Genomic DNA, 23,201 nt, shown 5'->3' with positions numbered 1-23,201 from the left:
TCGAAACCAAAAAGGGGAGAAACACCGTGACCGACGATCTTGCTTCCCAGGGACCGTTTCCCTTGAGCCGCGACGACCTGCTGAAAGCCTACCGGATCATGCGGACGATCCGCGAGTTCGAGGAGCGGCTGCACATCGACTTCGCCAAGGGGGACATCCCCGGTTTCGTGCATCTCTACGCCGGCGAGGAGGCCAGCGCCGCCGGCATCATGATGCACCTGAAGGACAGCGACCGCATCGCCTCCACCCACCGCGGCCACGGCCACTGCATCGCCAAGGGCGTGGACGTGCACGAGATGATGGCGGAGATCTACGGCCGTTCCACCGGCGCCTGCCGGGGCAAGGGCGGGTCGATGCACATCGCGGACCTGTCCAAGGGCATGATGGGCGCGAACGGGATTCTCGGAGCCGGCGCCCCGCTGGCCTGCGGCGCGGCGCTGGCCGCCAAGGTGCGCGGCGACGGCGGGGTCGGCATCAGCTTCGTCGGCGACGGCGCGTCCAACCAGGGCACCTTCCTGGAAAGCCTGAACCTCGCCGCGGTGTGGAACCTGCCGGCCATCTTCGTGGTGGAGAACAACGGCTACGCCGAATCCACGTCCCGCAACTGGGCGGTGGCGGTGGACTCCTACATCGACCGGGCCAGCGGCTTCGGCCTGCCGGGCGTCACGGTGGACGGCACCGACTTCTTCGCCGTGTACGAGGCGGCCGGAGAGATCATCCGGCGGGCGCGCGAGGGCGGCGGGCCGGCGCTGCTGGAATGCAACATGGTCCGCTTCTTCGGCCATTTCGAAGGCGACGCCCAGACCTACCGGGCGAAGGGCGAGGTGGAGGCGATCCGCGCCAGCCGCGACTGCATCAGGATGTTCGCCGAGCGCGTGATCGAGGCCGGCGTCGTCTCCCGCGCCGAGCTGGAGGCCATCGACAAGGAGGCGACGGAGCTGATCGAGGACGCCGTCCGCTCGGCCAAGGCCGCCCCGCTGCCCGGCCCGGCCGACCTGTTGACCGACGTCTACGTCTCCTACTGACCAGCCTGCGAAACGGAGGAACGCATCATGGCGCGCAAAATCAGCATGAAGCAGGCGATCAACGAAGCGCTGGACCTGGAGATGACCCGCGACCCGAGCGTGGTCGTCATGGGCGAGGACATCGTGGGCGGCACCGGATCACCCGGCGAGGATGACGCCTGGGGCGGTGTGCTGGGCGTCACCAAGGGGCTGTACGCCAAGCACGGCGACCGGCTGATGGACACGCCGCTGTCGGAATCCGCCTATGTCGGAGCGGCCATCGGGGCGGCGACCTGCGGGCTGCGCCCGGTGGCGGAGCTGATGTTCATCGACTTCATGGGCGTCTGCTTCGACCAGATCTTCAACCAGGCGGCCAAGTTCCGCTACATGTTCGGCGGCAAGGCGGAAACGCCGGTGGTCATCCGCGCCATGGTCGGCGCCGGCTTCCGCGCGGCGGCCCAGCATTCGCAGATGCTGACCCCGGTCTTCACCCACATCCCGGGCGTGAAGGTGGTCTGCCCGTCCAACGCCTACGACGCCAAGGGCCTGCTGATCCAGTCGATCCGCGACAACGACCCGGTGATCTTCTGCGAGCACAAGAATCTGTACGGCCTGGAATGCGACGTGCCGGCGGAATCCTACGCCATCCCCTTCGGCGAGGCGAACGTGCTGCGCGACGGCGGCGACGTGACCATCGTCAGCTACGGCCTGACCGTCCACCGCGCCATGGAGGCCGCGGAGGCGCTCGCCAGGGACAGGGTGGAGGCGGAGGTCGTCGACCTGCGCACCCTGTCGCCCATCGACTGGGACACCATCATCGACAGCGTGGAGCGCACCGGCCGGCTGGTGGTGGTGGACGAGGCGCATCCGCGCTGCAGCATCGCGTCGGACGTCGCCGCCTTCGTCGGCCAGAACGCCTTCGGCGCGCTGAAGGCCGGCGTGCAGATGGTGACGGCGCCGCACGTGCCGGTGCCCTTCTCCCCGGTGTTGGAGGACCTCTACATCCCGAACGCGCCATCCATCGCCGAGGCGGCGCGGCGGACGCTGTCGCCCACCGGCACCTCGCCGCGCAGCATCGCGGCCTGACCCATCGCGGCCTGATCTGGAGCACGGTTCATGCAGAATGAGCGCATCAAGCCCATCGTCATGCCGAAGTGGGGCCTGTCCATGTCGGAGGGCAAGATCACCGGCTGGCTGAAGCAGCCGGGATCGACCATCGCCGTCGGCGACGATCTGCTGGAGGTCGAGACCGACAAGATCACCAACGTGGTGGAGGCCGGCGAGGCCGGCACGCTGCGCCGCGTGCTGGCCGAACCGGGGAACGTCTATCCGGTGAAGGCGCTGATCGCCGTGCTGGCCGATCCCGACGTGCCGGAAACCGAGGTGGACGCCTTCGTCGCCGGCTACGCCGTGCCCAAGGGCGACGACGGCGCGGAGGCGGAGGCCGCCCCCCGCTACCTCTTCACCGAGACGCCGGCCGGCACGCTCCGTTACGCCAAGCGTGGTGACGGCGGGCCGACGGTGCTGCTGGTCCACGGCTTCGGCGGCGATCTCGACAACTGGCTGTTCACCATCGATGCGCTCGCCGAGGGCGCCACGGTCTATGCGCTGGACCTGCCGGGCCACGGCCAGTCCACCAAAGCGGTGGCCGACCCGACGCTGGCCGGCCTGTCGGCGGCCCTGCGCGGCTTCATGGACACGGTGGGCATCGGCCCGGCCCATCTGGTCGGCCATTCCATGGGCGGGGCGGTGTCGATGCGGACGGCGCTCGACGCGCCGGACCGCGTGGCGTCGCTGTCCCTCATCGCCTCGGCCGGTCTGGGGCCGGAGATCAACCACGCCTACATCCAGGGCTTCATCGCGGCCACGGGACGGCGCGACCTGAAGCCGGTGCTGGAGACCCTGTTCGCCGACCCCGGCCTCGTCAGCCGCCAGATGACCGAGGACGTCCTGAAGTACAAGCGCCTGGACGGCGTGGACGGCGCGCTGCGGGCGCTGTCCGCGGCCCTGTTCGACGGCGGCGCCCAGGCCGGTGTCCTGCACGGGGCGGTGGCCGCCGCGGGCAAGCCCACGCTGGTGGTGTGGGGCGGGCAGGACCGCATCATCCCCGCGGCGCACGCGACGGCGCTCGGCTCCAACGCCCGTGCGGAGGTCATTCCGAACGCCGGCCACATGGTGCAGATGGAGGCCGCCGGCACGGTGAACGCGTTGTTGAAGGAGCACATCGGCGTACGGTGATCGGCGGACGGTGAACGACGCGCCCCACTCCCGCTGGTCCCTTCGTCGCCGACACCGAACGGAATTGAGCGGGGCACCATCAGTATGACGAAGCGCTCTCGCGGGCCGAGGGGGACGAACCCACGGCCCGCGAGGTTCCGTTGCACCGGTCGGCGGCGCGCAGCGGCGGGCGGCGAGCAGGAGACGTCCGGTCCGGCTATGATGGCGGAACCCGGTGCGGGATCGCGTCGTTGTCCAACACCCCCGATCGTGTGGAGGATGTACGATGCCGCAAGGCGCCATGCTTGCCCGCCAGACCAACGCCTGCGCTCTGCTCAGCGACGATGAGTACGACACCCTGGTCCGCGCGGCTGACGAGTATCTCGCCGCGCAGGGCGCGCTGATCACCCTGATGACGACCCTGGGGAGCACCATCGAGCAGGGTCTCGACAGACTGCCGGAAGGCTTCAAGCAGGTGGTGACCGACAAGGTGCGGGAGGCGCTGGAGTACGCGCAGCAGGCAGCGCTGAGCGGGATGGACAAGGAGGCCGGACGCGAGGCGTCGAGCCGGTGGTACGGCGCGCTGGCCGCCGTGTCCGGTGGCGTCAGCGGATTCTTCGGCTTGCCGGCGGTGCTGGTGGAGCTGCCGGTCACCACGGTCACCATCCTGCGGTCGATCGCCGACGTCGCCCGCTCGAAAGGCGCGAACCTCGATGATGTCGACGTGCAGGCCACCTGCCTGGAGGCGTTCGCCTACGGGGGACCGCTCGACGAGGACGATGACGCGGACCTCGCGTTCTTCGCCACCCGTGTCGGCGCCGTCGGTTTGGCCACCCGCATGGGCACCATGGAACTGGCCGACGTCATCACCCGTGTCGCCGTCCGCTACACCGGCGCGGTGGTGCCGAAGGTCGCGCTGCAGGCCGTTCCCATCACCGGCGCCGTCCTCGGCGCCGGGCTGAACTGGTCCTACATGCAATTCTACCAGGCGATGGCGAGCGTCCTGTTCACACTCCGTCCGATCGAGCTGAAGCACGATCGCGACCTGGTGCGATCCTGCTTCAGCTCGATCGTGCGCGAACGGAAGACAGCAAGGGCCTGAGCCGGCCGGTCGCGGAGGCCGGCGTCGCGACCCGCCTTCGCTTCGGCCCTGTCGCCGCGAGCATGCCGGCCGGAAAGGGAAAAGCTACGGGTCGGGTGGGACAGATGCTCGCCTGCCGTTTCGTTGGCCAACGGGAGAAATCGGGAAAATCCCGCTGTTCACCGCTACCACCATGCCCGATTGACGCGACCCGTAGCGCGACATCAACCCTTTGCTGTGCAAAGGGTTCCCCTCCGACGCTCGTGACGCGGTCCGGGGGTGCAGTCCGACGGCGCAGCCCAACTATTACAAAAGGCGTATTGGCGCGCTCCGCAAAGCCTGTTATCCAAACGGTCCGGTTTTATTTCTGAAAGTTGGGAGGCTGCATGCGTACGATCTGCTTGCTGACATCTCCCGCACCGGTCAACCGTTAGGTCGCCCAACCGCAAGGGTCGATCGCGGGCTTTTTGGCCCGGCAACGGTCATCGATTTTTCCCATTCATCGGACGGCGCCGCCCGGCCCTGATCGCGCCATAGCCATGGCCGCGTCATGGTCCGCCCGCCGTGGAGACGGCGCGTTCCTGCGCCGGACTGAGTTATGGCTGTTTTGAAACGCACCGGCCGAACGGGCGCGATCCGCGCCGTTCTTGCCTTCACCTTCCGTCACTGGAGCCGCCGGAAGCCCTTGGTGGCCTTGATCGCCGGCACCATCGCGCTGGCGACGCTGGCCGACGTCTTCATGCCGCTGTTCGCCGGCCGTCTGGTCGATGCGCTGGCCCTTCTGCCGGACGACCGTGCGACGGCGCGCGACGCCGCCGTCGGCGCCTTCGCCGCCATGGTCGGACTCGGCGCCGGCATGGTCGTGCTGCGCCACATCGCCTGGAGCGCCGTCATCCCGTTGACGCTGCGCATCATGGCCGACGTTGGCCAGGACAGCTTTCATCGCGTCCAGCGCTTCTCGACCGACTGGCACGCCAACAGCTTCGCCGGCTCCATCGTCCGCAAGATCACGCGCGGCATGTGGGCGCTCGACACGCTGAACGACACGCTGCTGCTGGCGCTGTGGCCATCGCTGGTCGTGCTGGCGGGAACGATGCTGCTGCTCGGTCTGCAATGGCCGGTGATGGGGCTCGTCATCGCTCTGGGAACGGCGGTCTACATTGGGCTGACCGTGCTCTTCGCAACGCTTTACATCGCCCCGGCGGCGCGGCTGTCCAACGCCTGGGACACGCGGCTCGGCGGCACGCTGGCCGACGCCATCGGCTGCAACGCGGTGGTGAAGGCGTTCGGCGCCGAGCCGCGCGAGGACGAGCGGCTGGCCCAGGTGGTCGGAAAATGGAGCCGCCGGACCAGCCGCACCTGGACCCGCCACACCCGCCACAGCACGGCCCAGCTCGCCGTCCTGCTGCTGATCCGCAGCGCCGTGGTGGCGACCGCCCTGTGGCTGTGGTGGCGGGGGCAGGCGACGCCCGGCGACGTCGCCTATGTGTTGACGACCTATTTCGTGGTCCATGGCTATCTGCGCGACATCGGCATGCACATCAATCATCTCCAGCGCTCGATCAACGAGATGGAGGAGTTGGTGGACATCCACGCCGAACCGCTGGGGGTGGAGGACCGGCCGGACGCCGTGCCCCTGCGCATCACGGCCGGCGAGGTGCGCTTCGACCGCGTCACCTTCCAGTATGGCGGGCACACGACGCCGCTCTACCGCGACCTGTCGGTGACGATCCGGCCGGGCGAGCGGATCGGGCTGGTCGGGCCGTCGGGCTCGGGCAAGACCACGTTCGTGAAGCTGATCCAACGGCTGTACGACGTGACCGGGGGGCAGGTCCGGATCGACGGGCAGGACGTGGCGGGGGCGACACAGACCTCGCTGCGCTCGCAGATCGCCATCGTCCCGCAGGAACCGATCCTGTTCCACCGCTCGCTGGCGGAGAACATCGCCTATGGCCGCCCTGGGGCAACGCCGGCGGAGATCGAGCGGGCGGCCCGGCTGGCCAACGCGCACGACTTCATCACGCGCCTGCCCAAGGGCTACGCAACGCTGGTCGGCGAGCGCGGCGTCAAGCTGTCCGGCGGCGAGCGTCAGCGGGTGGCGCTGGCCCGCGCCTTCCTGGCCGACGCGCCGGTCCTGATCCTCGACGAGGCGACCTCCAGCCTGGATTCGGAATCGGAGGCGCTGATCCAGGAGGCGATGGAACGGCTGATGCAGGGCCGCACGGCCCTCGTCATCGCCCACCGCCTGTCCACCGTCCGCAGCCTGGACCGCATCCTGGTCTTCCACCAGGGTCGCGTCGTCGAGGAGGGAACCCACGCCGCCCTGCTGCACCGCCCGTCCGGTCTGTACCGCCGCCTGTTCGAGCAGCAATCGGCACCGGAGCACAACCGCCGGGTTAGCGGCTGAAGGAGGAGGCCGCTGTCCTCAAGGTGCGACGCAGGGGCGGTCCCGCAACGGTTTACGGTTCCATCCGGATCAGAGGTCCTTCACCGCCCCGATCAGGAACTCCTTGTTTCCTTCGGGGCCGGTGATCGGGCTTTCGGTGATGTCCAGAACGCGCCACCCCGGCAGGGCGTCGAGCCACCCGCGGATGCGGTCGCAGACCTCCTGGTGCAGTTCCGGCTCGCGCACCACCCCGCCCTTCCCGACCCGGCCCTTGCCGACCTCGAACTGCGGCTTGATGAGGGCGACGAGGCGGGCGCCCGGCACGGCCAGGGACAGGGCGGCGGGAAGCACGACCTCCAGCCCGATGAAGCTGGCGTCGCACACCACGACGCCGACGGGATCGGGAATCTCGGCACTGGTCAGGTGGCGGGCGTTGGTCTTCTCAAGGACGACCACGCGCGGGTCGTTGCGCAGCTTCCACGCGAGCTGCCCATGCCCGACGTCCACGGCGTAGACCTTGGCGGCGCCGCGGCTCAGCAGGACGTCGGTGAAACCGCCGGTCGAGGCGCCCACGTCGATGGCGGTCAGGCCGGTGGGGTCGATGCCGAAGACGTCCAGCCCCTTGACCAGCTTCAGCCCGCCGCGCGACACCCAGGGATGGTCCTGCCCCTTCACCGACAGCGGGGCGTCCTCGGCGATCGTGTCGCCGGCCTTGTCGATGCGCTTGGTGTCGGAGTAGACCAGCCCGGCCAGGATCAACGCCTGCGCCTTGGCCCGGCTTTCGGCCAGCCCGCGCTCCACCAGCGTCACATCCGCACGCACCCGCGCCATCTCACACCTCTCCCGTCGACAAGGGTGGATGCATGGCGCAGGACGCGGCGTTCGGCAAGAGGCGATGAGCCGTCAACGGCGGCGGACGGTCAGAAAGGCAGGTCGAGGACGAAGCGCGTGCCCGGGCCGTTCGGCTCCGCGCGCAGCTTTCCCTTCAGCTGGCCGGCGAAGGCCCGCGCCACCTTCATGCCCAGCGAGTCGGCCCGCGCGACCTCGAATCCCGGCGGCAGGCCGCGCCCGTGGTCGGCGACGGTCAGGCGCCGCCCTCCCTCCTCGCGCGGCACGAGGCTGACCTCGATCTCCCCCGGGCTGCCCGCCGCATAGGCGTATTTGGTGGCGTTGCCGAGCAGCTCGTTGACGATGAGGGCGAGCGGGATCACGGTGTCCACCGGCAGCATCGCCGTCTGCACCGTCACGGCGATGCGGCGCTCCGGCCCGCCCACGGCGAAGTGGCTTTCCATCTCCCGGCAGGCGTCGTTCAGATAGGCCCCGAAATCGACGAGGCTGCCGCGGGCGGCGGCGTGGACGCGCTGGTGCGCCTGGGTCACCGTGCCGATGCGGCTGCACGCCTCCTGGAAGGCGCGGCGCATGTCCGGGTCCTTGGCCGACAGGGTCTGGAGCGTCAGCAGGCTGGAGACGAGCTGGAGCGTGTTCTTGACCCGGTGGCTGACCTCCCGCGCGTGGTGGTGGGCGGTCTCGGTCGATTCGGATTCCGCGGGACGCAGCGTGGCCAGCAGAGACGGCCCGCCGTCGAGCGCGGCCAGATCCAGGTTCCAGGACACCTCGTCCGGCCCGGTGATCCGCAGGCGAACCGTCTCGCCGCTGCCCTGCGCCTCGACGACGCGCTCGGCGGTGGCCTCCGGGAAGCGGTCCGCCAGCGGATGCCCTTTTTCCAGACCCAGGGCGCGCATGGTGGCGTTGGCGTAAAGACAACGCAAGGACGCTCCGTCGATCACGGCGGTCGGCGTTGAAGACGACTCAACGATGGACCGGAACATCCCCGGACCATCCTGAGCCGAAGCGCCGTTTTCGTCGGATGCGCGCCCAGCACCCGCTGCAAACACCTGAGGCATGTTCGACAACACCCAGTCCCGCCGGATACGTTAATTATCTATTGTTTTCGAATTGTAAGACAGCGGTCCCATCCGCACCAGAGAAAGCGCCTCGCCCAACCTTAGGCTAATGGCATTAGCTCCTTCGTCCAGGGTTGGAGTCAGGGCCGGGCGGCGACGCTTTTCCTACGGACTCAGGCCCGCACCGCCGTTGCCTCGATCCCCAGAGCCTGCAGCGCCGTGGCGACGATGTGGCGCGCGGCGAGACCGGCGTCCTCATACTGCTTGGCCGGGCTGTCATGGTCGAGGAAGCGATCGGGCAGGACCATCGGGCGGATCTTCAGCCCGCCGTCCAGCAGGCCGGCCATCGCCAGATGCTGCAGCACGAAGCTGCCGAAGCCGCCGACCGAGCCCTCCTCGATGGTGATCAGCACCTCATGCTCCAACGCCAGACGGCGCACCAGTTCCTCGTCCAGCGGCTTGGCGAAGCGCGCGTCGGCCACCGTCGTCGACAGGCCGCGGGCACCAAGTTCCGCCGCCGCCTTGCGCGCCTCGGCCAGACGCGTGCCGTAGCTGAGGATCGCGACCTTGGTGCCTTCCTGGAGGATGCGGCCCTTGCCGATGGGCAGAACCTCGCCGCGCTCCGGCAGCTCCAGCCCCACCCCCTCGCCGCGCGGGTAGCGCAGCGCCGAGGCGCGGTCGTCGATGGCGGCGCTGGTCGCCACCATGTGCATCAGCTCCAGCTCGTCCGCCGCCGCCATCAGCACGATGTCGGGCAGGCAGCCGAGATAGGCCACGTCGAAGGCCCCCGCGTGGGTCGCCCCGTCCGCCCCGACCAGACCGGCGCGGTCGAGCGCGAAACGCACCGGCAGGCGCTGCAGCACCACGTCGTGCACCACCTGGTCGTAGGCGCGCTGCAGGAAGGTCGAATAGATCGCGCAGAAGGGCTTGAAGCCCTCGGTCGCCAGCCCGGCGGCGAAGGTCACCGCGTGCTGCTCGGCGATGCCGACGTCGAAGCAGCGGTCTGGGAAGCGCTGCCCGAACAGGTCGAGCCCGGTGCCCGAGGGCATGGCCGCGGTGATGCCGAGCACGCTGGGGTCGCGCTCCGCCTCGGCGATCAGGGCATTGGCGAAGACGCGGGTGTAGGTCGGGGCGTTGGACTTGGGCTTGGACTGGGCGCCGGTGACGACGTCGAACTTGGCGACCGCGTGCAGCTTGTCGGCCGAAGCCTCGGCGGGGCCGTAGCCCTTGCCCTTCTTGGTGACGACGTGGATCAGGACCGGCTTATGGTCGTCGGCGTCGCGCACGTTCTGCAGGACCGGCAGCAGGTGGTCCAGATTGTGCCCGTCGATCGGGCCGATGTAGTAGAACCCCATCTCCTCGAACAGCGTGCCGCCGGTGACCATGCCGCGGGCGTATTCCTCCGCCCGGCGCGCCGCCGTGCGCAGCGGACGCGGCAGCTGCTCCGCGATGTCCTTGGCCAGATGGCGCAGGCTGAGATAGGGCTTCGACGAGATCAGCCGCGACAGGTACGCGCTCATCGCGCCGACCGGCGGCGCGATGGACATGTCGTTGTCGTTGAGGATGACGATCAGCTTGCTGTTCGCCGAGCCGGCGTTGTTCATCGCCTCGTAGGCCATGCCGGCGCTCATCGCGCCGTCGCCGATCACGGCGACCACATGGTTGTCGCGGCCCAGCTGGTCGCGCGCCACCGCCATGCCCAGCCCCGCCGAGATGGAGGTGGAGCTGTGGCCGGCACCGAACGGGTCGTACTCGCTCTCCGACCGGTTGGTGAAGCCCGACAGGCCGCCGCCGGTGCGCAGGGTGCGGATGCGGTCGCGGCGCCCGGTCAGGATCTTGTGCGGGTAGCACTGATGCCCGACGTCCCAGATCAGCCGGTCGGCGGGGGTCTGGAACACGTAATGCAGGGCGACGGTCAGCTCGACCACCCCCAGCCCGGCGCCCAGATGACCGCCGGTCACCGACACCGCGCTGATGGTCTCGGTCCGCAGCTCGTCGGCCACCTGCCGGAGCTGCTCGGGCTTGAGCGCGCGCAGGTCGGCGGGGGTGCGGACGAGGTCGAGAAGCGGCGTCTTGTCGTTGAGGGTCACGTTGGAAACGTCCTCCGTTCAGGTCCGCCGCGCGACGACGAAGTCGGCGACCGCTTTGAGGATATCGGCGCGCCCGTCGAAGATCTCCAGGTGCGCCTTGGCCTGGACGGCCAGCATGGCGGCCTGCGAGCGGGCACGGTCCTGCCCGAGGATGGACACGAAGGTCGCCTTTCCGGCCTGCGCGTCGCGACCGACCGACTTGCCGGTCTCGGCTTCCGTCCCCTCGATGTCCAGCAGGTCGTCGACGATCTGGAAGGCCAGCCCGAGGTCGTGGGCGTAGGCGCGCAGCGCAAGGCGCTGCGGCGGCGGGGCCTTGCCCAGGATGCCGCCGGCCTCGCAGGAAAAGGCGATCATGTCGCCGGTCTTCATGCGCTGGAGCCGCGTCGTCGTGCCGAGGTCGAAGGTCTCATGCTCGGCGATCAGGTCGAGCATCTGGCCGCCGACCATGCCGTGCGGCCCGGCCGCCTTGGCCAGCGCCGCCACGAGCTGGCAGCGCACGTTCGGGTCTTCGTGGGTCGCCGGGTCGGCCAGCACCTCGAAGGCGTAGGTCAGCAGCCCGTCGCCGGCCAGGATCGCCGTCGCCTCGTCGAACTTGCGGTGCACGGTCGGCTGTCCGCGGCGCAGATCGCCGTCGTCCATCGCCGGCAGGTCGTCGTGGACCAGCGAGTAGCTGTGGACGAACTCCACCGCCACGGCGACGCGCAGCGCGCAGTCCGGGTTGACGCCGAACAGCGCCGCGGACTGGCACACCAGGAAGGGGCGCAGACGCTTGCCGCCGTTCAGGCAGCCGTAGCGCATCGCCTCCAGCACACGCGATTCGGGAAGGTCGGTCGTCGGCAGGAGGTGCAGGATCGCACGCTCCACATCCGCCGCCATGTCGGCCATGGCTGTCTTGAGGTCGGTCTGCACGTCAGTCGATCCGGGCGGGTTCGGTGCCGAGGGTGCCGTCGGCGGCAACGGTGATGCGGTCGATCTTGGCCTGGGCCTCGCGCAGCTTCGCCTCGCAATGCCGCTTCAGCGCGGTGCCGCGCTCGTAGGAGGAGATCGCGTCGTCGAGCTTGCCGCGCCCGTCTTCGAGCTGGCGCACGATGCGCTCCAGCTCGGCCAGCGCGTCCTCGAAGCTGAGGGCGGCGATGTCGGGGGGTATGTGAGCTGCGTCAGCCATGATCCATCCGGCGAATGATCCATACGATGGGGTGCCCGCGATGGGACCGAAAACCGAAATTATGGCTCAGCCCCCAAATGCGCAAGGCCCGCGGCGGGCGTATCACGCTCCCACCACGGGCCTAGCCGGAAGAATCGGCCGGGAGAATCAGAAAGCTCAGCAATACATCAATTCGCGCACGTGCGCCGCGGTGGCCGTGGCCAGGGCGCGCAGGTTGTAGCCGCCCTCCAGCACCGACACGATGCGCGCCCCGCAATGGGTGCGGGCCAGATCGCCCAGCTTGCGCGTGGCCCAGGCGAAGTCGTCGTCGGTCAGGTGAAGCCCGGCCAGCGGGTCGCGCGAATGGGCGTCGAACCCGGCCGAGATGATCAGCAGGTCCGGTTTGAAATGGTCGATGGCCGGCAGGATGATGTGGGTCATCGCGTGCCGGAACTCCGGCGAGCCGGACATGGCGGCGAGCGGCGCGTTGACGCAGTTGCCATACTCGCCCTTCTCCCCCGCGTCGCCCGTGCCGGGATAGAGCGGCGACTGATGGGTCGAGCAGTAGAGCAGGTCCGGGTCGCGCTGGAAGATGTCCTGCGTGCCGTTGCCGTGGTGGACGTCGAAATCCATCACCGCCACCCGCTGCAGCCCGTGCGCCGCCCGCGCGTGATAGGCGCCGACCGCGGCGTTGTTGAACAGACAGAAGCCCATGGCCTTTTCGTATTCGGCGTGATGCCCCGGCGGGCGCACGGCGCAGAAGGCGTTGCGCGAATGGCCCGACGCCACCGCGTCCACCGCCGCGACCACCGCGCCGGCGGCGCGCAGCGCGGCCTCGCCCGAACCTGGAGACATCACCGTGTCCGCGTCGATTCCCGCATGCTCCAGCTCCGGCACCAGGGCGAGGATACGCTCGACATGTTCCCGCGGGTGTGCGCGCGACAGCTGCTCAAGGGTGGCGAGCGGCGCCTCCTGCCGTTCGAGCATGTAGAATTCTTCGGTCTCAAGAGCCGCCAGAACCGCACGAAGCCGGTCGGCGCACTCCGGATGGCCCAGCCCTGTGTCGTGGTCCAGGCAGGCGGCGTGGGTGAACAGGGTGGTGAACATGCTTTTCTGTCTTTTTCGTTCGTGTTCGAGGCATTTCCCTGCACCCATTCTTCCCGGATCGCTAATGAAAGTACAGGATGATTGCGGGGCTTATCGTCACATCCCCCAACCGCCGTCCCCACCCCTTTTTCGCGGCGGGCGTGCAGGCGTGTCCTCTTTGCGCGACGTCAAGCGCAGCGTTCGATCACGAAGCGGTAGACGCCCCCCTCCTCCACGCTGGAGGCCAGCCGGTTGCCGGTGGCTTCGCAGAAGGCGGCGAAATCCTTGGGCGCGCTGGGGTCGGTCGCCTCGACGGTCAGCGTCGATCCGGGCGGCACCGTCTTCAGCGCCTTGCGCGCGCGCAGCACCGGCAACGGGCATTGCAGCCCCTTGGCGTCGAGCGTCTGGTCGGCCATCGTTCCTTGCACTCCTTTGGGCGCCTTTGGGCACCGCCGCAACGATTCGAGGCGGCGAGTCTAGAACGGCGGCGCGCGCGGCTTCAACCCGTTGAAGGTCGCCAACCCGACGAACGGTGATTTCACGGAACGGGGAACATTCTTTCGACTACGGGACATCCACGGGTAGACAGCGCGGTACACTCTTCCATATGATTGAACACGAACGATAAACGGCGGTGCTGCGGCGCAAGGGTTGGGCGCAACGGTTCGCTGTTGCTTGGCGCCGACAGAAACGGTCGTTTCATGAACATTGCCGATCTGCAGAGCAACGCACGGCGGGCCAGCACGCTGCTCAAAGCCATGAGCAACGAGCGCCGCCTGCTCATCCTGTGCTACCTGACCGAAGGCGAGAAGTCGGTCGGCGAGTTGGAGGAGCTGGTCGACCTCAGCCAATCGGCCCTGTCCCAGCATCTGGCGCGCCTGCGCCGCGACAAGCTGGTGCGGACGCGCCGCGCCGCCCAGAACATCTATTATTCGCTGAACGGTCACGAGGCGCAGACCATCATGGCGACTCTCCATGAGCTGTTCTGCGCACCCGTCACCCGCAAGAAGGACGAGGGGTCGCCGACCTCCGCCGAGGAAACGAGCAGCGCCCCGGCCTGAGCGCCGCCCTTCTCGTTTCAGACCCGCCCGAGGAAGCGCCGCCCGAACAGCAGAACCGCCAGGGCCAGCACCAGCCAGCCCACGATGAAGGCGCTGCCGCCGGTCGGGGCGGTCATGGCGAAGGGCAGCGGGCCGCTGGTGGCGGTCGCGTAGAGCGTTCCGCTGAAGAGCAGAATTCCCGCCACGAACAGCCAGCCCGACAGGCGCAGCGCCAGGCGCGCCGGGCCATCGGCGGTGCGCAGCAGAGCGACCAGGGCGACCAGGGCCAGCGCGTGCCACATCTGATACTGTCCGGCCAACCGGAACAGCTCCTGCGCGCGCGGATCGCCGGCCAGCCCGTGGCTGGCATAAGCGCCGGCACCCACCGCAACCGCACCGTTCAGGGCCGCGAACGCCACCCAGAGCCGATCAACCAATCCCATCATAACCTCTCCACGCTGGCGTTCCCGCATTCCCCCGATCGCGGGTGGCGGGAAAAGTTCGATCTCGTAACCAACTGGCCCGTTGCTTGCTTGGTTGAGCCTGCCGGCCATCTTATCCCCTCGGGAAACCGAGAGTCTGCGGCGGTCCGGCGCAAATTGAATTGCAAAATGCCAAAGGCTCGTCGTGGACCACACCATTTTGCACCGACCGTCGGACGAGTCCTCCGACACCGGGCCGGCACCGAGCGCCGCGTCGGGCTCCTCGTCCTTGCGGCTTTCGCCCGCGGAGGACCGGTTGATCGCCTGGTCCATGGCGCACGGCGGCCGCCTGCTGGTGGTGGACGACAGCCCGACCAACCGGCTGCTGACGGCGGCGCTGATGCGCAAGGCCGGCTTCACCGTGGACACCGCCGACGGCGGGGCGGAGGCCATCGCCACCGTCGCCACGGCGCAAACGCCCTACGACGCCGTGCTGATGGACGTCGCCATGCCCGAGGTGGATGGCATCGCCGCGACCCGGGCGATCCGGGCGCTGACCGGCCCCCGCGCCGGAGTGCCGATCATCGCGGTCACCGCCCACGGCTTCGCCGAGGACCGCGAGCGCTGCGTGTCCGCCGGCATGAACGACTATGTGCCCAAGCCCGTGCGCCGTCCCGAGCTGCTGGCCGCGCTGAAGCGCTGGCTGGAGCCGCGGGTCCAGGATGGCGGGGCCGTCAGAAGGACGAGCCTGGTTCCTTGAGAAACGCCTCCTCCTCCGGCGTCGTCGCGCGGCCAAGCGCGGCGTTGCGGTGCGGGAAGCGGCCGAAGCGCGCGATGACCGCGCGGTGGCGCTCGGCGTAATCCACGACCTCCGGATCGCCGACCCGCTCCCGGAACAGGGTGCAGGACAGATCCTGGCAATCCATGTCCTCCTGATGCTCGAACGGCAGGTAAAGGAAGATCCGCTCGTCCCCGCTGCATTCCAGGTCGTAGCCCTGCTCCACCACGTGGCGGGCCACCGCCAGCGCCTTGCCGTCGGTCGCGAAGGCCCGCGGGGAACCGCGGAAGACGTTGCGCGGCACCTGGTCCAGCAGGACGCAAAGAGCCAGGCAACCGTCCACATCCTCCAGCCAGTGATCGTAGCGGCCCGCCGCCGCCGCCTCGTGATGGGGAAGCAGCGTGTCGCGCACCGCCCGGTCGAAGCTGTCGGACTGGCGGAACCAGTAGGGCTTCGTCGCCTCGTCGAACCAGAAATCCACGATCTCGTCGATCAGACTGTCGGTCATCTGCACCACCTTCGCCTGGAAATGGGGTCGTCGGTAAAAGCCTCGGCCACAAAAGAACAGGGCGCCCGAAGGCGCCCTGTCCAGTCTTCAATCATCCACACCGGGCCGGGACACGGCTCAGTGCAGGGTGCTCCACAGCTTGCGCTTGGTGGCGTACATCAGGCCGGCCAGCACGATCAGGAACAGGATCACCTTCACGCCCATCTGCTTGCGCGCATCCATGTGCGGCTCGGCGATGAAGGTCAGGAAGGTGCTGATGTCGTGGGCCTGCTGCTGCACCGTCGCCGGGGTGCCGTCGGCGTAGGTCACGCCGTCCGGCATCAGGATGTTGGGCATGCCCACCTGATGACCCGGGAAGTACTTGTTGTAGTTCATGCCCGGCATCAGGGTCACGCCTTCCGGCGGGTTCTCCTCGAAGCCGGTCAGGAAGGCGTAGAGGTAGTCCTCGCCGCCGACGCGGGCCTTCGCCATCAGCGACAGGTCCGGCGGCAGGGCGCCGTTGTTGGCGGCGCGGGCGGCGTTGTCGTTGGGGAACGGCGACGGGAAGCGGTCGGCCGGGATGCCCGGACGCATGAACATCTCGCCCGCGTCGTTCGGACCGGCCTGGACCTCATAGCCGGCGGCGATCGCCTTCAGCTCGTCCTCGTTGAAGCCGATGCCGGCGAGCGTGCGGATCGGGACCAGCTTGGCCGAGTGGCAGGTCGAGCAGACTTCCTTGTAGATCTGGAAGCCGCGCTGCGCCGAGGCCTTGTCGATGGTGCCGAACACGCCGCTGTGCGACCACTCCTGCTTGGGAATGTGCACCGCTTCCGACGCCTGCGCGGCGCCGGCCAGACCCAGGGCGACGGCCGCGGAGAGGATGGCAGACTTCAGAGAGCGCATTATGCCTTCTCCATGGGCTTGGCGTGGGCGCCGGCGGCAACGCGGCCACCGCCCTTCAGAACCGGTTCGCAGATGCTGGCGGGGAGCGGCAGCGGACGCTCCAGCTTGCCCAGCAGCGGCAGCAGGATCAGGAAATGGAAGAAGTAGTAGGCCGTGCCGATGCGGGCGACCAGCAGCCACACGCCTTCCGCGGGCATCGCGCCGGCGTAGCCCAGAACCAGGGCGTCGATGGCCAGGATCCAGAAGAACTGGCGGTAGATCGGACGGAACTTGCAGCTGCGCACCTTGGAGGTGTCGAGCCACGGCAGGGCCGCCAGCACCGCGATGGCGCCGAACATGGCGAGCACGCCGCCCAGCTTGTCCGGGATCGCGCGCAGGATCGCGTAGAACGGCAGGAAGTACCATTCCGGAACGATGTGCGCCGGGGTGACCAGCGGGTTGGCCGGGATGTAGTTGTCCGGGTGGCCGAGGTAGTTCGGGGCGAAGAAGACGAAGCCCGCGTAGAAGATCAGGAACACGACGACCGCGAAGCCGTCCTTGACCGTGACGTACGGGTTGAACGGCACGGTGTCCTGCGGGCCCTTGGCGTCGATGCCCAGCGGGTTGTTGGAGCCGGAGACGTGCAGGGCGGCGGTGTGGAGGACGACCAGACCCAGCAGCACGAACGGCAGCAGGAAGTGCAGCGCGAAGAAGCGGTTCAGCGTCGGGTTGTCGACCGAGAAGCCGCCCCACAGCCAGGTCACGATCGGGTCGCCGACCAGCGGGAAGGCCGAGAACAGGTTCGTGATGACGGTGGCGCCCCAGAAGCTCATCTGGCCCCACGGCAGCACGTAGCCCATGAAGGCGGTCGCCATCATGGCCAGCAGGATGAACACGCCGAGGATCCACAGGATCTCGCGCGGCGCCTTGTAGGAGCCGTAGTAGAGACCGCGGAACATGTGGATGTAGACGGCGATGAAGAACATCGACGCGCCGTTGGCGTGGACGTAGCGCAGCAGCCAGCCGTAGTTGACGTCGCGCATGATGCGCTCGACCGACTCGAAGGCGATGTGCGTGTTGGCCGCATACTGCATCGCCAGCACGAGGCCGGTGGCGATCATGATGACCAGCATGATGCCGGCGATGGCACCGAACGCCCACAGATAGTTGACGTTCCGGGGCATCGGATACTGGTTGTACTCATGGTCCAGCATCGTGAAGATCGGCAGGCGGCTGTCGATCCACTTCACGACGGGATTTTTGAACTGGGGGGCGTGAGCCTGAGCCATCTTGGGGTCTCCAGAACCTTAAGGGCCGCTTAGCCGAGCCGGACCGCGGTGTCGCTCGTGAAAGCGTACTGCGGAACGACGAGGTTGGCCGGGGCGGGACCCTTGCGGATGCGCCCTGCGGTGTCGTAGTGCGAGCCGTGGCACGGGCAGAACCAGCCGTCGTAGTCGCCGCGCGGATCGGTCGGCTTCTGGCCCAGCGGCACGCAGCCCAAGTGCGTACAGATGCCGACGACGATCAGCCATTCCGGCTTCTTGACGCGGGCGTCGTCGGCGGCCGGGTCGCGCAGGTCGCCGAGGTTGACGGTGCGGGCCTCCTCGATCTCCTTCGCGGTGCGGTGGCGGACGAAGACCGGCTTGCCGCGCCAGGTGACGGTGATCGCCTGGCCTTCCTGGACCGGGGCCAGATCCACGTCGATCGAAGCCAGCGCGAGGGTGTCGGCGGCCGGGTTCATGCTGTCGATGAACGGCCAGACGGCCGACGCGACACCAATGGCACCCACGGCACCGGTGGCGAGGTAGAGAAAATCACGGCGGGAAGCCCCCTCGCCGCCGGAGGCCGCGTGGCCACCCGTCCCGGGCGGATGCGTGGTCTGAGCCATAAGCGTTAATCTCCTCAAGGCATACGCGGCGCGCCGAAGCGCCCTATGACACGTGGACCAGTGTTTATCACGACTTGACGGGCATGTCCGCTCACTGGGTGGGTGGGTGCGCGCCGCGTCGACCGGGGTTGTATGTCCCGGGTATCCGGGGTGCGGTATACAGTCGCGGCAACGCCTTGAAAAGGTTTTGTCATCGGGACAACTTGTCGCGCTTTGCGGTGCACCATTAGACTTCGCTGAACCAAAAGGGAATTTCATGCGCCTCGTTCTCTTCGAACCGGACATTCCCCAGAACGCCGGGACTCTGATGCGTCTGGCGGCGGGACTCGGGGTGCCGCTGGACTTGATCGAGCCCTGCGGCTTCGTTCTGGACGACCGCAAGCTGCGGCGCGCCGGCATGGACTACATCGACCAGCTGGCCTTGGTCCGGCACAGCTCCTGGGCGGCCTACCAAGCACTGCCGCAGTCCGGGCGGCTGGTGCTGCTGACCACCCGCGGCGCCGTTCCCTACACCGGGTTCGCCTTCGCCCCGGACGACCGGATCATGGTCGGTCGCGAGAGCGCCGGAGTGCCCGACGAGGTGCACGAGGCCGCCGACGCCCGGCTGGTCATCCCCCTGATGCCGCCTGCCCGGTCGCTGAATGTTGCGCTGAGTGCCGCGATGGTGTTGGGTGAAGCGCTGCGGCAGACGGCCGCATGGCCGAGCCCCTTGCACGCCCCCCTGCCCCACCCTTCGCCCTGACCGACGCCGGACGCCCGCCCATGACCACCTCCCCCACCGACGCCATGGACATCAGAACCGCCCGTCAGGCCCAGGCCAGCGCTTGGTTCGCCGAACTGCGCGACCGCATCTGCGCCGAGTTCGAGCGGATCGAGGACGAGCTGACCGGCACCCATGCCGACCTGCCGGCGGGCCGTTTCGAGCGCAAGCCCTGGCAGCGCCCCGACCATGGCGGCGGCGAGGGCGGCGGCGGCGTGATGTCGGTGATGCGCGGCCGCGTGTTCGAGAAGGTGGGGGTCAACGTCTCGACGGTGCATGGCACCTTCAGCCCGGAGTTCCGCGCCAACATCCCCGGTGCCGCGGAGGACGGGCGGTTCTGGGCGTCGGGGATCAGCCTCGTCGCGCACATGCGCTCGCCCCTGGTTCCGGCCACCCACATGAACACGCGCCACATCGTGACCAGCCTCGGCTGGTTCGGCGGCGGCGCCGACCTGACCCCGATGGTGCCGGACGATCGGGACACCGCCGACTTCCACGCCGCCTTCCGCGACGCCTGCGACCGCCACGACCCGACCTGCTACGCGCGTTACAAGGAGTGGTGCGACCGCTACTTCTTCCTGCCGCACCGGGGCGAGGCGCGCGGCGTCGGCGGCATCTTCTACGACAATCTGGATTCCGGGACCTGGGAGGCCGACTTCGCCTTCACCCGCGACGTCGGGCTGGCCTTCCTGGAGGTCTTCCCCGCCCTCGTCCGCCGCCACATGAACCGGCCCTGGACCCCGGAGCAGCGCGAGCACCAGCTGATCCGCCGCGGCCGCTACGTCGAGTTCAACCTGCTTTACGACCGCGGGACGACCTTCGGCCTGAAGACCGGCGGCAACACCGAGGCCATCCTCATGAGCATGCCGCCCGAGGTGAAGTGGCCGTAACCTTTATAATCCCCTCTCCCGCCCCGGGAGAGGGAGGGACCCGCCGCAAAGCGGCGGGAGGGTGAGGGTACCGCCGAGAATAGTGCGTTGATCTTTGCCGGCACCCTCACCCGCCCGCTGCGCGGGCACCCTCTCCCGGGGCGGGAGAGGGTTTGCCCAACCGCCTTTTTGCCTCCGCCAAACACTCGTCCCGTCCCGGCCGGAAATCCTCGGCGATCCACCACGCCTCGACCTGCTTCAGCAGCGCGCCCACCGCCGGGCCCCGCGGCATCCCCATGGCCAGCAGGTCGCGCCCGGCGATGGGAAGGACCAGGGACGGCAGATCCTCGGCGGTCGCCAGCGCCGCCTTCACCGCGTCGAGCGTCATCGGGCCGGGAGCGTCCACCGCCGCCAGCAGCACGAGATCGCGGTACAGTCCGGCGTCGCCCAGCCGGTAGAGCGCCTGCCGCCGCTTCACCGGACCATCGTAGGGAGCTACCGCCATCGGCGGCTCGGTCAGGGCGGCGAGGCGATCGCGGTCGGCGTTGGACAGGCGCAAAGTATGCGCCACGGCCAGCGCTCCCGCCCGATCGGCGTCCAGCACGGCGGCGAAGCGGCGCACCGCCTCGGGCGGCTCGTCCAGATCGTGCTCCAGCCGCACCAGACCGTCGAGCCGGGCGGTGCGCACGGCGTCCGGCAACAGGTGCGCCATCACGCCGAGCCGGATCATCAACGCCCAGGCCGACGCCGGGTCGGGCGCCGCCAGCAGGCGGGACAGTTCGCCCCGCACCCGTTCCCCGGACAAAGTGGGCAGGCAGGGGGCCATCTCCGCGCAAGCGGCCAGCGCCGCCTCATCCGGCGCGCCGCGCCCGTAATGGGCGTGGAAGCGGAAGAAGCGCAGCAGGCGCAGCACGTCCTCCTCGATGCGCTGGCGCGGGTCGCCGACGAAGCGCACCCGCCCGGCGGCCATGTCCGCCAGCCCCCCGAAGGGGTCGTAGACGCAGCCGTCCAGCGTGCAGCTCAGCGCGTTCATGGTCAGGTCGCGCCGGGCCGCGTCCTCCCGCCAGTCGTCGGTGAACTCGACGCGGGCGTGGCGCCCGAAGGTCTCGACGTCGCGGCGCAGCGTGGTGATCTCGTAATGGGCCTTCCCGACCACGGCGGTGATGGTGCCGTGCTCGATCCCGGTGGGGATGGCGCCGATGCCCGTGGCCTTCAGCAGCGCCATCACCCGTTCCGGCGGCGCGTGCGTGGCGATGTCGATGTCCTTGACCTTGCGGCCCAGCCACGCATCGCGCACGCAGCCGCCGACGAAGCGGGCGTCCGCCCCTCCGGCGGCCAGGGCGTCGAACACGGCGCGCGTCTCGGGCGCGGTCATCCAGGGCTGGGGAGCGATGCGGGCGTTGACGGTCATGGCGGCAGGCTAGCCCGCAAGGCACTCAATTGCCAGAGACGCTCAATTGCCAGACGCCCCACCGCCGACCACCCGCCCGTCTTCGACATGGGCCGGGGCGTAGGGCGTGTGGGGCGCCACCCCGCTGGTCAGGGCGACGGAGCCCAATGTCACCGCCATCGCCACCACCCCGGCGAAGACCAGCCAGGGCCAGGGCGCCGTCGCCCACCACGGCGCCGGGGTGTGCGCCTCCTCCGCCTCGCGGCGGCGGCGCTCGACGACCAGCACATACAGGGCGTAACCGGCCGTGGGCAGGACCAGCGGCAGGATGACCGTCAGGAAGATCCGCAGCACCGCGCCGCCCGCCTTATGATGGTCCGCCGGCGGGCCGGTCGCCCCGGCGATCGGTCCCCAGGCCGTCGCACCCCAGCCCCTCGCCCAGCCCCTCGGCGCGCAGGACGTCGCAGAGATTCACCAGCATGCCCGCCGTCGCCCCCCAGATGAAGCGCTGCTGGTAAGGGAAGGCGTAGAAATAGCGTTGCGCGCCCTGGAATTCGCGGCTGTGGCGCTGCGGGTTGGTCGGGTCGAGGATGGCGGCCAGCGGCACCTCGAACACCTCCGCCACCTCGGTCGGGTCGGGAGTCACCTGGAAGGGCGGGCGCACCAGCCCGACCACCGGAGTCACCCGGAAGCCGGTGCGCGTCACATAGGTGTCGAGCCGTCCCAGCACCTCGATGTGGTCGCGCCCCAGCCCGATCTCCTCCTCGGTCTCGCGCAGGGCGGTGTCCTCCGGGTCGCGGTCGTCGCTCTCCATCCGCCCGCCGGGGAAGCTGATCTGCCCGGCATGGGCGGTCAGGTTGGCGGTGCGCTGGGTGAAGATGACCGTCAGCTCCTCCGGACGGTCGACCAGCGGCACCAGGACGGCGGCCTCCCGCAGCTTGCCCTGCGAGGGTTCGAAACCGGGATTCAGATCATGGTCGCCACGCACCTTGACCGGGCGCAGATCGGCGGCGGCGCTTCCCGGAAAGCGCTTGCGGACCTCATCGAGACTCACCCGCCAGGCAGCCTGCCCAGCGCGAAGAAGACCTTCTTGCTCCATACCCCCACCTCAGCCTCACCATCATGGCCGCGCGTATCGGCCCGGTCCACCAATTCGTAGTAGACCGGCCGGAGAATTCGCGCTTCGAGCCCGGTTCTTATGAGGATATAGGGCGTCGGCTCGCCATTTTCAGGATTGTGGACGACCCGAATTGGATGATTGGGGCCGCATTCAACCCATTCGTCTAAATTTGTACGGAATGACAGGACCTGTTCGTCTCCATGTCCGCTTGCGGCCATTTCCACGGCGACGAACGGCGTGTCCTCGACAACGATCCGCCCGCGTTCGACCGGGGTGACCAACCAGAAGTCGCCGGCCTCGTCCCGCCGCAGGACGGTGGCGAACAGCTTGACCAGTTCGATCCGCCGGATCGGGTCGCCCTCATGGAACCAAGTGCCGTCGCGGGCGATGCGGATGTCGAACCGCTGTTCCCGCGCGGTCAGGGGCAGCGCGGGGGGGAGGCTGTCGCCACTCGCTCCGCCGGAGCGCGTATCATTTGGGCGCTTGTCATTCGCCCCGTCATTGCCGACCTTCATCGCTAGCCTTCTCGTCTTTTTCGGGCCTGAGGGGCACAGAGGGAACTGGCCGCGCAACGTAATTTCGCCATACTCGTCACATAGGTCCGGACTGGCGGATTTGCCACGATGGCTGTTTCGACCCCCGCTGTCATGATG

25 protein-coding genes are annotated in these 23,201 nt (G+C 68.8%); 9 read left to right on the top strand and 16 right to left on the bottom strand.

Annotated elements, in window-relative coordinates; genetic code table 11:
* Window positions 1–26 precede the first annotated feature (26 nt).
* From FBZ83_RS26580 to FBZ83_RS26560, 5 genes are all read left to right on the top strand, one after another.
* Window positions 27–1,025, top strand: a complete 999-nt coding sequence (locus tag FBZ83_RS26580; protein WP_432612501.1) for a thiamine pyrophosphate-dependent dehydrogenase E1 component subunit alpha — start codon at window positions 27–29, stop codon at window positions 1,023–1,025.
* Window positions 1,026–1,052: 27 nt separating this feature from the next.
* Entirely contained in the window at window positions 1,053–2,090 is a 1,038-nt protein-coding gene (locus FBZ83_RS26575) for an alpha-ketoacid dehydrogenase subunit beta (protein ID WP_145689817.1), read from the top strand.
* A 30-nt stretch (window positions 2,091–2,120) separates the two neighbouring features.
* A complete protein-coding gene (locus tag FBZ83_RS26570; protein WP_145689816.1) occupies window positions 2,121–3,242 on the top strand; it encodes an acetoin dehydrogenase dihydrolipoyllysine-residue acetyltransferase subunit in 1,122 nt (373 codons plus the stop codon).
* Between the two features lie 265 nt (window positions 3,243–3,507).
* Window positions 3,508–4,323 carry an EcsC family protein gene (locus tag FBZ83_RS26565; RefSeq protein WP_145689815.1) on the top strand — a complete coding sequence of 272 codons (816 nt, stop codon included), beginning with the start codon at window positions 3,508–3,510 and terminating at the stop codon, window positions 4,321–4,323.
* A 667-nt stretch (window positions 4,324–4,990) separates the two neighbouring features.
* Complete coding sequence (locus FBZ83_RS26560; protein ID WP_432612500.1) at window positions 4,991–6,709, top strand: ABC transporter ATP-binding protein; 1,719 nt, start codon at window positions 4,991–4,993, stop codon at window positions 6,707–6,709.
* Between the two features lie 69 nt (window positions 6,710–6,778).
* Here FBZ83_RS26560 and FBZ83_RS26555 read toward each other — a convergent pair whose 3' ends face one another.
* The 7 genes from FBZ83_RS26555 to FBZ83_RS26525 form a co-directional block, all read right to left on the bottom strand.
* The gene (locus tag FBZ83_RS26555) at window positions 6,779–7,519 is read right to left on the bottom strand and encodes a TlyA family RNA methyltransferase (RefSeq protein ID WP_145689813.1); all 741 of its coding nucleotides are present in this window, start codon (window positions 7,517–7,519) and stop codon (window positions 6,779–6,781) included.
* 89 nt (window positions 7,520–7,608) lie between these two features.
* A complete protein-coding gene (locus FBZ83_RS26550; RefSeq protein ID WP_145689812.1) occupies window positions 7,609–8,517 on the bottom strand; it encodes a histidine kinase dimerization/phosphoacceptor domain -containing protein in 909 nt (302 codons plus the stop codon).
* Window positions 8,518–8,765: 248 nt separating this feature from the next.
* Window positions 8,766–10,682 carry a 1-deoxy-D-xylulose-5-phosphate synthase gene (gene dxs / locus FBZ83_RS26545; protein WP_145689811.1) on the bottom strand — a complete coding sequence of 639 codons (1,917 nt, stop codon included), beginning with the start codon at window positions 10,680–10,682 and terminating at the stop codon, window positions 8,766–8,768.
* Between the two features lie 18 nt (window positions 10,683–10,700).
* Window positions 10,701–11,567, bottom strand: coding sequence for a polyprenyl synthetase family protein (locus FBZ83_RS26540; RefSeq protein WP_051658404.1), 867 nt, complete (start codon window positions 11,565–11,567; stop codon window positions 10,701–10,703).
* A 25-nt stretch (window positions 11,568–11,592) separates the two neighbouring features.
* Window positions 11,593–11,847 carry an exodeoxyribonuclease VII small subunit gene (locus tag FBZ83_RS26535; RefSeq protein WP_040134280.1) on the bottom strand — a complete coding sequence of 85 codons (255 nt, stop codon included), beginning with the start codon at window positions 11,845–11,847 and terminating at the stop codon, window positions 11,593–11,595.
* Window positions 11,848–12,003: 156 nt separating this feature from the next.
* Complete coding sequence (locus FBZ83_RS26530) at window positions 12,004–12,933, bottom strand: histone deacetylase family protein (RefSeq protein WP_145689810.1); 930 nt, start codon at window positions 12,931–12,933, stop codon at window positions 12,004–12,006.
* A gap of 167 nt (window positions 12,934–13,100) precedes the next feature.
* A complete protein-coding gene (locus FBZ83_RS26525) occupies window positions 13,101–13,328 on the bottom strand; it encodes a sulfurtransferase TusA family protein (protein WP_137105360.1) in 228 nt (75 codons plus the stop codon).
* A 285-nt stretch (window positions 13,329–13,613) separates the two neighbouring features.
* Between FBZ83_RS26525 and FBZ83_RS26515 the strand changes: the two genes are divergently transcribed.
* Window positions 13,614–13,973, top strand: a complete 360-nt coding sequence (locus FBZ83_RS26515; RefSeq protein ID WP_145689808.1) for an ArsR/SmtB family transcription factor — start codon at window positions 13,614–13,616, stop codon at window positions 13,971–13,973.
* Between the two features lie 17 nt (window positions 13,974–13,990).
* Here the strand turns inward: FBZ83_RS26515 and FBZ83_RS26510 are convergent, their stop codons facing one another.
* Complete coding sequence (locus FBZ83_RS26510; RefSeq protein ID WP_145689807.1) at window positions 13,991–14,395, bottom strand: DUF423 domain-containing protein; 405 nt, start codon at window positions 14,393–14,395, stop codon at window positions 13,991–13,993.
* Between the two features lie 295 nt (window positions 14,396–14,690).
* Between FBZ83_RS26510 and FBZ83_RS26505 the strand changes: the two genes are divergently transcribed.
* On the top strand, window positions 14,691–15,134 hold the full coding sequence (locus FBZ83_RS26505) for a response regulator (RefSeq protein ID WP_247888486.1): 444 nt from the start codon (window positions 14,691–14,693) through the stop codon (window positions 15,132–15,134).
* On the opposite strand, the gene FBZ83_RS26500 is transcribed toward FBZ83_RS26505, so the two are convergent.
* The 4 genes from FBZ83_RS26500 to petA all read right to left on the bottom strand — a co-directional run bounded on the left by FBZ83_RS26500 (window position 15,109) and on the right by petA (window position 18,409).
* The gene (locus tag FBZ83_RS26500) at window positions 15,109–15,660 is read right to left on the bottom strand and encodes a DUF924 family protein (RefSeq protein WP_145689806.1); all 552 of its coding nucleotides are present in this window, start codon (window positions 15,658–15,660) and stop codon (window positions 15,109–15,111) included. The two genes, FBZ83_RS26505 and FBZ83_RS26500, sit on opposite strands and share 26 nt — an antisense overlap.
* Window positions 15,661–15,777: 117 nt before the next feature.
* The gene (locus FBZ83_RS26495; protein WP_035676897.1) at window positions 15,778–16,542 is read right to left on the bottom strand and encodes a cytochrome c1; all 765 of its coding nucleotides are present in this window, start codon (window positions 16,540–16,542) and stop codon (window positions 15,778–15,780) included.
* Entirely contained in the window at window positions 16,542–17,810 is a 1,269-nt protein-coding gene (locus FBZ83_RS26490) for a cytochrome b (RefSeq protein WP_137105363.1), read from the bottom strand. The genes FBZ83_RS26495 and FBZ83_RS26490 overlap by 1 nt, the downstream gene beginning before the upstream one ends.
* A gap of 29 nt (window positions 17,811–17,839) precedes the next feature.
* Window positions 17,840–18,409: a ubiquinol-cytochrome c reductase iron-sulfur subunit gene (petA, locus tag FBZ83_RS26485; protein WP_145679343.1), complete on the bottom strand. Its 570-nt coding sequence runs from the start codon at window positions 18,407–18,409 to the stop codon at window positions 17,840–17,842.
* A 256-nt stretch (window positions 18,410–18,665) separates the two neighbouring features.
* On the opposite strand from petA, the gene FBZ83_RS26480 reads away from it, so the two are divergent.
* Both FBZ83_RS26480 and hemF read left to right on the top strand, forming a co-directional pair.
* Window positions 18,666–19,151 carry a tRNA (cytidine(34)-2'-O)-methyltransferase gene (locus tag FBZ83_RS26480; RefSeq protein WP_145689805.1) on the top strand — a complete coding sequence of 162 codons (486 nt, stop codon included), beginning with the start codon at window positions 18,666–18,668 and terminating at the stop codon, window positions 19,149–19,151.
* Between the two features lie 20 nt (window positions 19,152–19,171).
* Window positions 19,172–20,059 (top strand): oxygen-dependent coproporphyrinogen oxidase, encoded by an 888-nt coding sequence (hemF, locus tag FBZ83_RS26475; protein WP_186466199.1) that lies wholly within the window; start codon window positions 19,172–19,174, stop codon window positions 20,057–20,059.
* 106 nt (window positions 20,060–20,165) lie between these two features.
* On the opposite strand, the gene FBZ83_RS26470 is transcribed toward hemF, so the two are convergent.
* The 4 genes from FBZ83_RS26470 to FBZ83_RS26455 are packed head-to-tail and all read right to left on the bottom strand — an operon-like array spanning window position 20,166 to window position 23,063.
* Window positions 20,166–21,449, bottom strand: a complete 1,284-nt coding sequence (locus FBZ83_RS26470; protein ID WP_145689804.1) for a CCA tRNA nucleotidyltransferase — start codon at window positions 21,447–21,449, stop codon at window positions 20,166–20,168.
* Window positions 21,450–21,491: 42 nt separating this feature from the next.
* The gene (locus FBZ83_RS26465; protein WP_145689803.1) at window positions 21,492–21,782 is read right to left on the bottom strand and encodes a DUF6111 family protein; all 291 of its coding nucleotides are present in this window, start codon (window positions 21,780–21,782) and stop codon (window positions 21,492–21,494) included.
* Between the two features lie 13 nt (window positions 21,783–21,795).
* Window positions 21,796–22,482: a CoA pyrophosphatase gene (locus FBZ83_RS26460; RefSeq protein WP_145689802.1), complete on the bottom strand. Its 687-nt coding sequence runs from the start codon at window positions 22,480–22,482 to the stop codon at window positions 21,796–21,798.
* Window positions 22,479–23,063: a DUF1285 domain-containing protein gene (locus FBZ83_RS26455; RefSeq protein WP_145689801.1), complete on the bottom strand. Its 585-nt coding sequence runs from the start codon at window positions 23,061–23,063 to the stop codon at window positions 22,479–22,481. Before FBZ83_RS26455 ends, FBZ83_RS26460 begins: the two co-directional genes overlap by 4 nt.
* Between the last annotated feature and the right edge of the window lie 138 nt (window positions 23,064–23,201).

The organism is Azospirillum brasilense (genome assembly GCF_007827815.1).
GTDB classification, from domain to species: domain Bacteria; phylum Pseudomonadota; class Alphaproteobacteria; order Azospirillales; family Azospirillaceae; genus Azospirillum; species Azospirillum brasilense_C.
Note: the sequence above shows the minus strand (reverse complement) of the source record. Positions and strands in the feature narration are given on the sequence as shown.

Coding starts and splice junctions, on each gene's coding strand:
- FBZ83_RS26575 (WP_145689817.1), top strand. CDS start 1,053: ATGGCGCGCAAAATCAGCATGAAGCAGGCGATCAACGAAGCGCTGGAC.
- FBZ83_RS26570 (WP_145689816.1), top strand. CDS start 2,121: ATGCAGAATGAGCGCATCAAGCCCATCGTCATGCCGAAGTGGGGCCTG.
- FBZ83_RS26565 (WP_145689815.1), top strand. CDS start 3,508: ATGCCGCAAGGCGCCATGCTTGCCCGCCAGACCAACGCCTGCGCTCTG.
- FBZ83_RS26555 (WP_145689813.1), bottom strand. CDS start 7,519: ATGGCGCGGGTGCGTGCGGATGTGACGCTGGTGGAGCGCGGGCTGGCC.
- FBZ83_RS26550 (WP_145689812.1), bottom strand. CDS start 8,517: ATGTTCCGGTCCATCGTTGAGTCGTCTTCAACGCCGACCGCCGTGATC.
- FBZ83_RS26540 (WP_051658404.1), bottom strand. CDS start 11,567: ATGGCCGACATGGCGGCGGATGTGGAGCGTGCGATCCTGCACCTCCTG.
- FBZ83_RS26535 (WP_040134280.1), bottom strand. CDS start 11,847: ATGGCTGACGCAGCTCACATACCCCCCGACATCGCCGCCCTCAGCTTC.
- FBZ83_RS26530 (WP_145689810.1), bottom strand. CDS start 12,933: ATGTTCACCACCCTGTTCACCCACGCCGCCTGCCTGGACCACGACACA.
- FBZ83_RS26525 (WP_137105360.1), bottom strand. CDS start 13,328: ATGGCCGACCAGACGCTCGACGCCAAGGGGCTGCAATGCCCGTTGCCG.
- FBZ83_RS26515 (WP_145689808.1), top strand. CDS start 13,614: ATGAACATTGCCGATCTGCAGAGCAACGCACGGCGGGCCAGCACGCTG.
- FBZ83_RS26510 (WP_145689807.1), bottom strand. CDS start 14,395: ATGGGATTGGTTGATCGGCTCTGGGTGGCGTTCGCGGCCCTGAACGGT.
- FBZ83_RS26500 (WP_145689806.1), bottom strand. CDS start 15,660: ATGACCGACAGTCTGATCGACGAGATCGTGGATTTCTGGTTCGACGAG.
- FBZ83_RS26495 (WP_035676897.1), bottom strand. CDS start 16,542: ATGCGCTCTCTGAAGTCTGCCATCCTCTCCGCGGCCGTCGCCCTGGGT.
- FBZ83_RS26490 (WP_137105363.1), bottom strand. CDS start 17,810: ATGGCTCAGGCTCACGCCCCCCAGTTCAAAAATCCCGTCGTGAAGTGG.
- petA (WP_145679343.1), bottom strand. CDS start 18,409: ATGGCTCAGACCACGCATCCGCCCGGGACGGGTGGCCACGCGGCCTCC.
- FBZ83_RS26480 (WP_145689805.1), top strand. CDS start 18,666: ATGCGCCTCGTTCTCTTCGAACCGGACATTCCCCAGAACGCCGGGACT.
- hemF (WP_186466199.1), top strand. CDS start 19,172: ATGACCACCTCCCCCACCGACGCCATGGACATCAGAACCGCCCGTCAG.
- FBZ83_RS26470 (WP_145689804.1), bottom strand. CDS start 21,449: ATGACCGTCAACGCCCGCATCGCTCCCCAGCCCTGGATGACCGCGCCC.
- FBZ83_RS26455 (WP_145689801.1), bottom strand. CDS start 23,063: ATGAAGGTCGGCAATGACGGGGCGAATGACAAGCGCCCAAATGATACG.